The following is a 12,042-nucleotide window of genomic DNA, read 5'->3' as shown; positions in this document are numbered from 1 at the left end:
CCCCTTCTGTTTACCCCATGCCGGTATTCCGGCTGCGCGACCCGAAGAGATTTGGACAATTTTTCCTGCCCGTCCGCATCAACTAGCTGTATAGGCGCGACATGCAAGTCCATCCGTTAATCGAGTCCAGCGAAGCGCTCATCGAATTTTGCGATCTGATCCGGGACAGCGATTTCATCGCGGTCGATACCGAGTTCATGCGCGAGAATACTTTCTGGCCCGAACTCTGTCTGATCCAGGTCGCCGACAACGCGCACGCCGCCGCGATCGACCCGATGGCGCCGGGCATCGACCTTGCCCCTCTGCTCGACCTGCTCGTCGACAACGAAGAGATATTGAAGGTCTTCCACGCCGGCGGGCAGGATGTCGAAATCATCTTCAATATGACCGGCAAGACGCCGCACCCGATCTTCGACACGCAGATCGGCCAGATGGCGCTCGGCCAGGCCGAACAGGTCGGCTATTCGAACCTTGTCGAAGCATGGCTCGGCGTGCATCTCGACAAGGGCGCGCGCTTCACCGACTGGAGCCGGCGGCCGCTCGACAAGCGGCAGATCGACTATGCGATCGGCGACGTCACCCATCTCGCGAAGATTTTCCCGATGATGCTCAAGAAGCTGGTGAAAACCGGCCGAGGGCATTGGCTCGACGAAGAAATGGAAAAGCTCGCGGACCCGACCAACTATGCGGTCGATCCGGAGCGGGCGTGGCAGCGGATCAAGATGCCGTCGCGCAAGCCCGATGTGCTCGGGCGGCTGAAGGCGCTCGCCGCATGGCGCGAGCGCGAGGCACGCAACAAGAATCTGCCGCGCGGGCGCATCGTCAAGGACGAGACGCTCGCCGACCTCGCCGCGCATCCGCCGAAGGATCAGGACGGGCTCGGCCGCGTGCGCGGGCTGTCCGCGACGTGGAAATCGAACGATATCGGCGGCCGCCTGATGCAGGCGCTCGACACCGCGGCGCCATTGTCGAAGGACGATATGCCCGACCGCGTGCCGCGCGGGCCGGGGCTCGGCAAGGAAGGGGCGCTCGTCGCCGACCTGCTCAAGCTCTTGCTCAAAATCCGCGCGCGCGAACTCAATGTTGCGGCGCGGCTGATCGCGCGCAGCGACGACCTCGAAGCGCTTGCCGCCGGGCGACGCGACGATATTCCGATGATGCAGGGCTGGCGGTATGAGGTTTTCGGTCATGCCGCGCTCGACCTCGTCGAGGGGCGGATGGGCTTCGCGGTCAAGGACGGCAAGCTGTTGATGAGCCGGATCGAACCCGTTCCCGCTACCGCCGACTGACCCTCAAAGGAGCCGGATCTCGGGCTTGGTGTCGAGCGCCTGCGCCAGCGAGCGCAGCCGCCGTTCGACCGATTCGCCGACAAGATGATGCCAGCCCGGATCGAGGCTGAGCGTCAGCTTGCCGTCGGTTTCGGCGATCGCGCTCGCCTTCAGCGGCGCCTCGACGCCGCCGGTCAAGCGCTGGGCGAGGCGGATCGCGATGCCCCATTGCCGGGCGCGCGCCAGCCGTTCCTCGCGAACCAGCGTCCCCATTGGCGGAAAATCGGCATCGGCGCCGCCGAAACCTGCGTGGAGTGCGCGTGCGAGCAGGATGCGCCCCTCGATATCGATTCCGCGCCAATTGCCGTGCAGACCGATCTCGGTGCCGCGCTCGGCGCGGAAATCGGGGTTCGCCGACCATGCGACATCGCTGAGCAGGCTCGCCGCAAGCCGGATGCGGGCGTCGGCGGGTGATTCGCTGGCGAAGAGCGGCGCGATCCAGTGGGCGATCGCGCGGCCGTGCGGGGTAAAACGCGCGAGGCGGCGGCCTTCGAATTCGGCGGCGACGATCAGCGGGTCCTGCGCGCGCACCTTTCTGTCAAGCGCCTGATAGAGCAAGCCTTCGCGCAGGCCCGACGATGACACGGTCATCTCGGGCACGTCGATGATATTGACGAGCGCTGCGAGCAGCGCCGCGGCGTCGGGCAGCGTCGCGGCGCGGTTCGATGCCATCCCGGGGATCGCCTTGAGCTCGTCAAAGCTCAGCCGCTTGGTCGCGCGGAGCAGACGGCGCAACGCGCTACGCGGCAGGCGATGCTGGTCGAGCACCGCGAGCGGATCCTTGGTAAGGTCGAGGTCGAGGCGCGCGAGCGCGCGCCACGAGCCGCCAACGAGATAGAGCGGCGAACCGGTCAGGTTCCCCGGCCAGCCCGCCGCCCTCAACATCTTGCGGACCGCGCGCTCGAACGCCTGTTGCCCGTCCCTGCGCAGCGCCGGCAGGCGCAGCACGCCGAGCGGAAAGGATGCACAGCGGCCGATCTCGCCACCCGCAACCTCAGCCAGTTCGAGGCTGCCGCCGCCGAGATCGACGGCAATGCCGCGCGCGTCGGGAATCGCCGACAGGACGCCGCAACCGGCGGCTTCGGCTTCCTCCTCGCCCGACAACAGGCGGATTTTGAGGCCCGCTTCAGCGGCGCCGGCGATGAAATCGGCGCCGTTGGTCGCGTCGCGCACCGCGGCGGTGGCGACGCATTGCAGATCCTTCACCTCCATGTGCCGCGCAAGCAGCGCGTAGCGGCGCAGCGCCACCAGACCGCGCATTGCATCCTCGTCCGCGATACGACCGTCGATCGAGAGGCCGCGGCCGAGGCCGGCGGCGACCTTTTCGTTGAAGATGACCGCGGGCGCGCGCGCCGGGCCCTCGTAAACGACGAGACGGACGGAGTTGGAGCCGATGTCGATGACGGCGGAGCGGTGGGCGCGGATTTTATCCATCTTCGCGCATATCGAAGGCGAGGGTCGGGACGTCGTGGCGTTTGTGGAGCGCGGTGCCGCGGCCCGAGAGCGAGGGGTTGTTCATAAAATAATGGTGTAGATTAAATGGCTTGTCGCCCGGAGTTAAGCGCAGATAGGTGCCGTCGGGCTGGAGTTCCCAGCTTTGTTCATTGTCGATGAAGTTCGCGACGAGCACCTGGTCCAATATCTGGTCGTGGACGGTCGGATTTTCGATCGGGATCATATATTCGACGCGCCGGTCGAAGTTGCGCGGCATCCAGTCGGCGCTCGAGATATAGAGTTTCGCGCGCTGGTGCGGCAGCGCCGCGCCGCCCGCGAAGGCCCAGATGCGGCTATGCTCGAGGAAGCGGCCGACGACCGACTTGACGCGGATCGTCTCCGACAGACCCGGCACGCCGGGACGCAGGCAGCAGATGCCGCGCACGCTGAGTTCGATCGGCACCCCCGCCATGCTCGCTTCGTAGAGCTTGTCGATGATGTCGGGATCGACGATGCTGTTCATCTTCGCCCACACCCCCGACGGCCGCCCCGCGCGCGCCGCCCGAATCTCGTCATCGACCAGCTTGCACAGGCTTTTCCGCATGTTGAGCGGTGACATGATCACCATTTCTAGATGATCGGGCTCGACATAGCCGGTGATATAGTTGAAGAGTTGCGCCGCATCGCGCCCCGCGCGCGGATCGGCGGTGAAGAAGCTCAGATCGGTGTAGATGCGTGCGGTGATCGGGTGATAATTGCCGGTCCCGAAATGGCAATAGGTGCGATAGCCCTGCCCTTCGCGGCGCACGACCATCGAAATCTTGGCATGGGTCTTCCACTCGATGAAGCCATAGACGACCTGCACCCCCGCACGCTCGAGCTGGTTCGCCCAGAGGAGATTCTGCTCTTCGTCGAAGCGCGCCTTGAGTTCGACCACCGCGGTCACCGACTTGCCCGCCTCGGCCGCCTCGATCAGCGCGCGGATCACCGGCGACTGGTTGCCGGCGCGATAGAGCGTCTGCTTGATCGCGATGACGTCGGGGTCGGCCGCGGCCTGGCGCAGAAAGGAGAGCACGACGTCGAAGCTCTCATAGGGGTGATGGACGACGATGTCCTTCGACCGGATCGCGGCGAAACAATCGCCGCCATGTTCGCGGATTCGTTCGGGAAAACGCGGCGAATAGGCCGGGAATTTGAGGTCGGGACGATCGACGTCGACGATCGCCGAAAGCGCCGCGAGTCCGACGAAACCGGCGATCTTGGCGACGATCGCCTCGTGCCCCTGAATGTCGGCGTGCAGCACTTCGGCCAACTCGCCCGGCATGTCGGCGGCGAGTTCGAGCAGGATGACGCGGCCGCGGCGGCGGCGGCGGATCGCGGTGCGGAACAGGCGCACCAGATCCTCGGCCTCTTCCTCGATTTCGATGTCGCTGTCGCGAATGACGCGGAACACGCCGCGCGAGCGGATGGCATAGCCCGGAAAGAGCAGGTCGCCGAAGATTTCGATGAGATATTCGACCGGAACGAAGCCGGTCTCCTCGCCCGGCACCGGCACGAAGCGCGGCAGCGAGGCGGGGATCATGACGAGTTCGCGCACCGTGTCGCCCGTCGCCTTGCGCTCGAGGTCGAAGATGATGCCGAGCCCGCGGTTGGGCACGAAGGGAAAGGGGTGCGCGGGGTCGAGGACCTGCGGGGTCAGGATCGGAAAAATCTGGTCGACGAAATATTGGCGCAGCGAGGCGCGGAGCGCTGCCGCGTCGGACCCGTCGCCGTGGACGATCACCCCCTGTTCGGCGAGCTGGCCGTGGAGATATTGCCATTCGCTCTGCTGCTGGTCGACGAGGCGGTTCACCTCGGCCTCGATTTCGGCGAGCTCCTGGCCCGGCGTGCGGCCGTCGGCGGAGGGGTCGTCGATCCCCTGAAGCTGCTGTCCCTTGAGCCCCGCGACGCGCACCATGAAGAATTCGTCGAGGTTGCTGCCCGAAATCGACAGGAAGCGCAGGCGTTCGAGCAGCGGATGCGCGGGATTGCGCGCTTCCTCCATCACCCGCCGGTTGAAGGCGAGCCACGAAAGTTCGCGGTTGAAGAAGCGGTCGGGCCCGAAGGCCGGCGGGGCGGTGTCGGGTTCGAAGTCGGCGTGCAGCGGCGTTTCGGTCTGCGACATGGGGGTCATCCTGCCGGTGAAGAGCGCGAATCCCGCTCCAGCAAATCGGGGTCGATCAGCCCCTGTGACAGCAATGTTTCACGCGCGAGACGAACCCCGATCCGCCGCCCCTGCGCGAGCGAGGCCGAATCGAGGGCATCGACGACGCGGTGAATCATCGCATAGCTGCGCTCCATCCGCGGCACGACATAGGACGGAATTTCGGGTGAGATCGTCATGCCGCGCTGCGCGAACAGCGCCTCTATGAGATCGCGGGCGAGGCAGTCGTCGGGCTCGCCGATGGTGAGCACGGGCACCGCGCGCAGCCGCGAGGCGAGGTCGGGAAGCCCGATATTCCACGCGGATGGCGGGGTATCGGCGATCACGAGCAGCGGCGTGCCGCTCGCCTGCGCCGCGTTCCACGCATGGAACATCTCCTCCTCCGACACGCTTTTCGCGCCGTCGATCACGCGGCCGCCGGTTTCGCGGGCGAAGATGCGCCCGATCAGGCTGCGTCCCGATCGCGGCGGGCCGACGAGGATCGCGGTGCGGACCGGCCAGGTCGCGACATGCTGAAGATAGCGCACCGCGTCGGCGTTGCTCGCCCCGACGATCAGCGGACCGTCGTTGGCGCCGCCCGCGCTCCAGTCGAGTGGCAGCGCAAATTGGCCCGATGCGCGCGCCATCAACGGTTGATCCGAAGCGTGTTGCCGCCTTGCTGGACCTCGTAGCCGCGCGCTTCGAGCGCCGCCTTGAGCGCGGCGATGTCGCCGCGGAAGGACACGCGCATCACCGACGTGCCGCCGAGCGCGAGGCTGGTGGTCGAGGCCGACTGCACGCCGGGAACCGCGCCCACCGCGCGCTCGGTCGCCGACACCGATTCGACGTCGGGCGAGGCATATTGGACGGTGAAGCTCGCGACGCCGGGCTGCGGCGTCGCCGGCGGCAGGACGCTGACGTCGGCCTCGCCGGCGAGGGCGTCGTCCCCGATCGTTTCTTCGGGCAGATCCTCGGCCTCGACCGGCTTTTCGAGGACGAGATAGCGGTCGGTCCTGAGCGTGCCCGCCGCGAGCGCGTCGGTGTAGATGCGGTCCATCCGCGCCACCGCCTTTTCCATCATGTCGGGAAGCGCGCGGGTGCTGGGGCCTGTCATGGTGAAGGTGCCGAGCAATTCGTCGTCGGGGCCGAAACGCGCGGCGAAATGGCCGGTGATCGGACCGCCCGGATAGCTGTATTCGATGCGCGCGGTCGGTATCAGCACGTCAGCGGCGCCATATTGATCGAGAATGACGCGCCACCACACACGGCCGCGGCGCCCGACCTGCCCCGCGTTGATGAGCAGGGTATCGGCGCCCGTTCCCGCGGTGCGGACATAGTCGATCGCGCTTTGCCCCGTATTATATTCGGCCCAGGCGCGCTGCCACTCGCTGCGCCGTTCGAAGACCTGCGGGACGCCCGCGATCGAATAGACGGGGATGACGAGCAAAGGCGGCGAGCGCAGCGTGCGGCCGCTGACCCCCAGAATCTGCCCTGCGCGCACGCGGTCGAACTGGACGCCGAGAGTCGCGACATAGCGGCGCGGGCCGAATTCTTCCTTTTCGACGACGATCGCGGTGACGATGCCGTCGAGCACCGAATCGCCGAGCGCCGGGCCGTCGCTGCCGTTCGTCTTGCGATAGAGCTGCGCCCAGCCCTTGCGCTGCGCCTCGCGCCAGCCGAGTTCGCGCGCTTCCTCCGCATTTTTCGCGGTCACGTCGATCTTGATGCCGCTCGTCAGAAAGTCGCCGCTGCTGTTGATCGGCGTGATGCCGCGGTCACCGCGCGCGATCTGCCCCTGAACGATCCCCGTAACGAGCAGCGCGATCAGCAGGCCGGCGAGCGCAAACAGGCGCCAGTCGCGGCGGAGAGCCGATCGTGGAAAACCGGAGCGAAAGCGAGGAAGTGCGGCCGAAATCATGATGTCCTAATGCCTTATCCCGACCAAATAGCTGACGACGCCGGATTCACGTCCTTCGTCATTGCGAGCGGAGCGAAGCAATCCAGGGCGGCTTGCGCAAGCTCTGGATTGCCGCGTCGCTTCGCTCCTCGCAATGACGATTCCTGTCAATGTCCTCAGTGCCAAGCTGCGATAACCACCTTTTGCCATTTTGCGTGAAGCATATGACGGGAACGACGATTCAGGCTGCTCTAGGCCAAAGCGGCGAACGCCGACAAGGAAATCATGGCATTTGTCGGCTGAACTCGTTAGTCGCGCCTTCTATGGAATCCAAGCACAACGAGCCCGTCCCCTATACATATGCCGGGGCTGGCGTGTCGATCGACGCCGGCAATGCGCTGGTCCGTGCCATCGCCCCGCTGGCCCGCGCGACGCGGCGCCCCGGCGCGGACGCCGACCTTGGCGGTTTCGGCGGTTTTTTCGACTTGAAGGCGGCGGGATTCACCGATCCGCTGCTCGTCGCCGCCAACGACGGAGTCGGCACCAAGCTGAAGCTCGCGATCGAATCGGGGCGCCACGACGGGGTCGGCATCGACCTGGTCGCGATGTGCGTCAATGACCTGATCGTCCAGGGCGCCGAGCCGCTCTTCTTCCTCGATTATTATGCGACCGGAAGGCTCGACAAGACGCAAGCGACCGCGGTGGTCGCCAGCATCGCCGAAGGGTGCAAGCAGGCGGGATGCGCGCTGATCGGCGGCGAGACCGCCGAAATGCCGGGGATGTATGCGGACGGCGACTATGACCTCGCCGGTTTCTGCGTCGGTGCGGTCGAGCGCGGCGACGTGCTGACCGCCGACAAGGTGGCAGCGGGCGACGCGATCCTGGGCCTCGCCTCGTCGGGGGTGCATTCGAACGGCTTTTCGCTCGTGCGCCGGCTCGCCGCCGACAAGGGCTGGAAGCTCGACCGCCCTGCCCTTTTCGATCAGAATGTCCTGCTGATCGACGCGCTGATGGCGCCGACGCGCATCTATGTGAAAAGCCTGCTGCCGCTGGTGAAGAGCGGCAAGGTCCATGCGCTCGCGCATATCACCGGCGGCGGCCTGCTCGAAAATATCCCGCGCATCCTGCCGAAAACGCTACACGCGCATGTCGATGCCGATGCGTGGGGGCAGCCGCGGCTGATGGCGTTCCTGCAGGCGCAGGGGACTATCGAGCCCGAGGAGATGGCGCGCACCTTCAACTGCGGGATCGGCATGGCGGTGGTCGTCGCCGAGGGCGATGTGGCGGACGTGACCGCGGCGCTCGAAGCCGCGGGTGAGACGGTGTTCCGGATCGGCCATATCGCCGAGGGTGCGAAGGGCTGCACGGTGAGCGGCGGCGCCGGGACGTGGAGCGCGATGGCGGCGTGGTCGGCGACGCATGATGCGTAAGATCCTCCCCGAAACGGGGAGGGGGACCATCCGCAGGATGGTGGAGGGGCACGTGCGGTTCTGCGTGACCTTTCGACGTCAGCCGGCCCAGCCTGTGCCCCTCCACCAGCTTCGCTGGTCCCCCTCCCCGTTCCGGGGAGGATCGCTGTGAAAGCCCGCGTCGCCGTCCTGATCTCGGGCACCGGCACGAATATGGCCGCCTTGCTCTACGCCGCAAAGGCGGAAAGCTGCCCCTATCAGATCGTGCTCGTCGCGAGCAACAATCCCGATGCGCCGGGGCTTGCACTCGCGGCGGCCGAGGGGGTCGCGACGTGGAGCCTGTCGCACAAGGGCATGAGCCGCGCGGCCTTCGACGTGCTGGTCGATGAGCAATTGCGCGAAGCCGGCGCCGAGTTCGTCGCGCTTGCGGGCTATATGCGGATATTGAGCGACGATTTCGTCGCGCGCTGGGCGGGGCGGATGCTCAACATCCATCCGAGCCTGCTGCCGAAATATAAGGGGCTCGACACCCATGCGCAGGCGATCGCGAACGGCGACCGCCACGGCGGGTGCAGCGTCCATGTCGTGACGCCGGCGCTCGACGACGGGCCGGTGCTCGCCCAGACGCCGGTGGCAATTCTGCCCGGCGACACCGCCGAGACGCTGAGCGCGCGGGTGCGGATCGCCGAGCATCAGCTTTATCCGCCGACGCTCGCCGCTTTTGTGATGCGCGAGCGGACCCCCGATTACTGGCTGGGGCGCGTGCGCGAGGCGGCAATGGCGATGCCCGAGGCCGAAGAGACGCTGTCGCACGGCATGCCCTGCTTCGGGATCGTCAAGGGCAAGAAATTCGCGTGGTTTTCGGCCGACCATCATGGCGACGGGCGCACCGCGCTGCTCGTCAAGATCAGCGGCGCCGAAGAACAGGCGATGCTGATCGAACAGGACGAAGCGCGCTATTTCCGTCCCGCCTATTTCGGCGACGGGTGGATCGCGATCCGCCTCGACCTTGGCGACAATGATTGGGAGCATCTCGCGGGCTGGATCGCGAAGAGCTGGCGCGCGGTGGCGCCGAAGAAGCTCGCGGGATTGATGGCGGCCGCGGACGACTTCTGACGCGCGCTTGGCTTTTGCCGTGAAGATGGGTGAAAAGGCGGCGTGAACACGGACGTCGCCCTCGCCCTGTCGATCCTTTCCTTCGCGATCTATGCCGTCGTGATCGGGCGGATATTGCTGCGGCCGCAGCGCGAGCCGGCGTCGCGCATCGCCTGGCTGATCGCGACGATCGCGGTGCCGGTGCTCGGCGTCGTCGCCTATCTGCTGCTCGGCGAGGCGCGGATCAGCGCGAAGCGGCGCGCGCGCTATCGCACGATCGAAGAGCATCTGCCGCATCCGGGCGAGAATGAACCGGTGCGCGCGGGGCTGCGCGCGACGCCCTATGCGGCGCCCTTTGCGCTCGCCGAGACGGTGAACCGCCTGCCCCCGACCGCGGGAAATCGCGCGCTGCTGGCGCCCGACAGCAATGCCGCGATCCGCATGATGGTCGAGGATATCGACGCGGCGCGGGAGAGCGTCCATCTGTGCTTCTATATCTGGCTCGCCGACAACAATGGGTTCCGGATCAAGGATGCGCTGGTCCGCGCGGCGAAGCGCGGGGTGGCGGTGCGGGTGCTCGCCGATGCGCTGGGGTCGCGCGGCTTCATCCGCTCGGCACACTGGATCGAAATGCGTAATGCCGGAATCGACGCGCGCATCGCGCTGCCGATCGGCGGGCTCGTCTGGACGCTGATTCGCGGGCGCTTCGACCTGAGGAATCACCGCAAGCAGCTGATCGTCGACAATCGCATCGCCTGGTGCGGCAGCCAGAATCTCGCCGATCCCGAATTTCGCATCAAGTCGCGCTATGCGCCGTGGGTCGACATCATGATGCGCTGGGAGGGGCCGGTGGTGCAGGCGTGCCAGTTCGTCTTTGCCGCCGACTGGGAAAGCGAGCGCGGCGACGATGTGGGCGCGCTGCTACAGCCCGAGGCGGCGCCGCCGCCCGCCGCCGCGCCGGGAATCGCGGCGCAAGTGATCGCGACGGGGCCGAACCTGCCCTACCCCGCGATGCCCGCCTGCTTCAGCGCGCTGATCCATGCGGCGCGGCGCGAACTGATCGTCACGACGCCCTATTTCGTGCCCGACGAGCAATTGCTCTTTGCTCTGCTCGATGCCGCGCGGCGCGGGGTCGCGACGACGATGATCGTGCCGCGGCGCAACGACAGCCGCATCGTCGCGGCGGCGAGCCGCAGCTATTACGACGACCTGATCGCGGCGGGGGTGCGGCTCTATGAATATCGTCCCGGGCTGCTTCATGCGAAGACGATCACTGTCGATGGCGAAGTTGCGCTCGTCGGGTCGGCGAACCTCGACCGGCGGAGCTTCGAGCTGAATTTCGAGAATAATATCCTCTTCGCCGACCCCGCCTTTACCGAGGAGGTGCGCGCGCGGCAGGAGGCGTATCGCGCCGATTCGGACGCGGTGACCGCCGCTACGCTGGCGCGGGTCGGGGCTACGCGGCGGATCTGGCGCAACCTGCTCGCGACGCTGAGCCCGCTGCTTTGAGCAGCAAAAAGGCCGCCGGATCGCTCCGGCGGCCTTCTTTCGGTTTTTTTGTTCAGCCGACGATTTCTTCGGGCTTGAAGAAATAGGCGATTTCGATCGCCGCATTTTCGTCCGAGTCCGAGCCGTGGACGGTGTTCGCTTCGATGCTTTCGGCAAAGGTCTTGCGAATCGTGCCTTCGGCGGCGTCGGCGGGGTTGGTCGCGCCCATGACGTCGCGGTTGCGCTGCATCGCATTCTCGCCCTCGAGAACCTGGACGACCACGGGGCCCGAGGTCATGAATTCGACGAGCTCGCCGAAAAAGGGGCGCTCCTTGTGGACCGCGTAGAAGCCTTCGGCCTGCTCGCGGGTCATGTGGATGCGCTTCGACGCGACGACGCGCAGGCCGGCGTCTTCGAGCATCTTGGTGACGGCGCCGGTCAGGTTGCGACGCGTCGCGTCGGGCTTGATGATCGAAAAGGTGCGGGTGACCGCCATGGGGAAGCTCCTGTATGTGCTTGGATTGGGTTGCGCGCGCCTCTAGCCGCGCTTTCGCCGCACCGCAAGAACAGAAGGCGAAGCGGAGATGCGCGTCAGAGCGGCACCATCACCCCCATCCAACTGCGCCTAGCCGCTGAAGCGGCAAGGCTGCGTATCCTTCCCCCATCGAGGGGGAAGAGAATAGGTCAGCCGCCCATGCCGTAGGTGACGCTGCCCTTCACCATATCGCCTTGCTGCGTCGCGGTGACCTGCACGCCCGATTTGCTGTCGTCGGGCCTTTCGGCGCCGAGCAGCAGCGTGTTGCCCGAACTGACTTCGGCATTCACCTTCAGGCCCGCGGCCTCGGCCTGGCGGCGGAAATGCGCGATGACATCCTCGGCCTTGCCCGGCGCTTCGAAGCTCGCCATGCCGCCCTGCCCGTCCTTGCCGGTCGCGGTGAAACCGCCGGTCATCTTTGAGCCCGGATAGGGGGCGAAGCCGTCGGGGAGCTTCGCGTTGGCGGCGCCGCTGCCGAACTGCATCTCGCCATCCTCGGTCTTGATGCTGAGATTGCCTTCGTCGCCGTCGGTCGTGACGCTATAGTCGGTTTTCTCGCCCGTATCGGGATCGGTAATCGTCCCGCTCGCCAATTCGGTATCCGATTTCGACCCGCACCCGGCGAGAGCCAGACTCGCCGCCATCACCGCCATCGCAATCCGCATCATCGCTTC

10 protein-coding genes are annotated in these 12,042 nt (G+C 66.4%); 4 read left to right on the top strand and 6 right to left on the bottom strand.

Annotated elements, in window-relative coordinates:
• The first annotated feature begins 101 nt into the window (after window positions 1–101).
• Window positions 102–1,289, top strand: a complete 1,188-nt coding sequence (rnd, locus tag CHB69_RS03760) for a ribonuclease D (RefSeq protein ID WP_089214576.1) — start codon at window positions 102–104, stop codon at window positions 1,287–1,289.
• Window positions 1,290–1,292: 3 nt separating this feature from the next.
• Here the strand turns inward: rnd and CHB69_RS03755 are convergent, their stop codons facing one another.
• From CHB69_RS03755 to CHB69_RS03740, 4 genes are read right to left on the bottom strand one after another with little or no spacing between them, the layout of a single operon-like run.
• Window positions 1,293–2,762 carry a Ppx/GppA family phosphatase gene (locus tag CHB69_RS03755; protein WP_089214575.1) on the bottom strand — a complete coding sequence of 490 codons (1,470 nt, stop codon included), beginning with the start codon at window positions 2,760–2,762 and terminating at the stop codon, window positions 1,293–1,295.
• Window positions 2,755–4,926 carry an RNA degradosome polyphosphate kinase gene (locus CHB69_RS03750; protein ID WP_245836519.1) on the bottom strand — a complete coding sequence of 724 codons (2,172 nt, stop codon included), beginning with the start codon at window positions 4,924–4,926 and terminating at the stop codon, window positions 2,755–2,757. The genes CHB69_RS03755 and CHB69_RS03750 overlap by 8 nt, the downstream gene beginning before the upstream one ends.
• A gap of 5 nt (window positions 4,927–4,931) precedes the next feature.
• The gene (locus CHB69_RS03745) at window positions 4,932–5,591 is read right to left on the bottom strand and encodes an HdaA/DnaA family protein (RefSeq protein ID WP_089214574.1); all 660 of its coding nucleotides are present in this window, start codon (window positions 5,589–5,591) and stop codon (window positions 4,932–4,934) included.
• Window positions 5,591–6,862, bottom strand: a complete 1,272-nt coding sequence (locus CHB69_RS03740; protein ID WP_089214573.1) for a heavy-metal-associated domain-containing protein — start codon at window positions 6,860–6,862, stop codon at window positions 5,591–5,593. The genes CHB69_RS03745 and CHB69_RS03740 overlap by 1 nt, the downstream gene beginning before the upstream one ends.
• 302 nt (window positions 6,863–7,164) lie before the next feature.
• Here CHB69_RS03740 and purM point away from each other — a divergent pair, with 302 nt between their 5' ends.
• The 3 genes from purM to cls all read left to right on the top strand — a co-directional run bounded on the left by purM (window position 7,165) and on the right by cls (window position 10,854).
• Complete coding sequence (gene purM, locus CHB69_RS03735; RefSeq protein ID WP_089214572.1) at window positions 7,165–8,271, top strand: phosphoribosylformylglycinamidine cyclo-ligase; 1,107 nt, start codon at window positions 7,165–7,167, stop codon at window positions 8,269–8,271.
• Window positions 8,272–8,418: 147 nt separating this feature from the next.
• Complete coding sequence (purN, locus tag CHB69_RS03730; RefSeq protein ID WP_089214571.1) at window positions 8,419–9,366, top strand: phosphoribosylglycinamide formyltransferase; 948 nt, start codon at window positions 8,419–8,421, stop codon at window positions 9,364–9,366.
• A gap of 42 nt (window positions 9,367–9,408) precedes the next feature.
• Window positions 9,409–10,854 (top strand): cardiolipin synthase, encoded by a 1,446-nt coding sequence (gene cls / locus CHB69_RS03725; protein ID WP_089214570.1) that lies wholly within the window; start codon window positions 9,409–9,411, stop codon window positions 10,852–10,854.
• Between the two features lie 52 nt (window positions 10,855–10,906).
• On the opposite strand, the gene ndk is transcribed toward cls, so the two are convergent.
• A complete protein-coding gene (ndk, locus tag CHB69_RS03720; RefSeq protein ID WP_089214569.1) occupies window positions 10,907–11,329 on the bottom strand; it encodes a nucleoside-diphosphate kinase in 423 nt (140 codons plus the stop codon).
• 188 nt (window positions 11,330–11,517) lie between these two features.
• Window positions 11,518–12,036, bottom strand: a complete 519-nt coding sequence (locus tag CHB69_RS03715; RefSeq protein WP_141133902.1) for a hypothetical protein — start codon at window positions 12,034–12,036, stop codon at window positions 11,518–11,520.
• Window positions 12,037–12,042 lie beyond the last annotated feature (6 nt).

Source organism: Sphingopyxis indica (assembly GCF_900188185.1).
In the GTDB taxonomy this organism is placed as follows: Bacteria; Pseudomonadota; Alphaproteobacteria; order Sphingomonadales; family Sphingomonadaceae; genus Sphingopyxis; species Sphingopyxis indica.
This window is presented reverse-complemented; position numbering and strand designations above follow the sequence as displayed.

Excerpts from the sequence above, each read along its gene's own strand:
- rnd (WP_089214576.1), top strand. The coding sequence starts at position 102 with ATGCAAGTCCATCCGTTAATCGAGTCCAGCGAAGCGCTCATCGAATTT.
- CHB69_RS03740 (WP_089214573.1), bottom strand. The coding sequence starts at position 6,862 with ATGATTTCGGCCGCACTTCCTCGCTTTCGCTCCGGTTTTCCACGATCG.
- CHB69_RS03715 (WP_141133902.1), bottom strand. The coding sequence starts at position 12,036 with ATGATGCGGATTGCGATGGCGGTGATGGCGGCGAGTCTGGCTCTCGCC.
- CHB69_RS03745 (WP_089214574.1), bottom strand. The coding sequence starts at position 5,591 with ATGGCGCGCGCATCGGGCCAATTTGCGCTGCCACTCGACTGGAGCGCG.
- purM (WP_089214572.1), top strand. The coding sequence starts at position 7,165 with ATGGAATCCAAGCACAACGAGCCCGTCCCCTATACATATGCCGGGGCT.
- CHB69_RS03750 (WP_245836519.1), bottom strand. The coding sequence starts at position 4,926 with ATGTCGCAGACCGAAACGCCGCTGCACGCCGACTTCGAACCCGACACC.
- ndk (WP_089214569.1), bottom strand. The coding sequence starts at position 11,329 with ATGGCGGTCACCCGCACCTTTTCGATCATCAAGCCCGACGCGACGCGT.
- CHB69_RS03755 (WP_089214575.1), bottom strand. The coding sequence starts at position 2,762 with ATGGATAAAATCCGCGCCCACCGCTCCGCCGTCATCGACATCGGCTCC.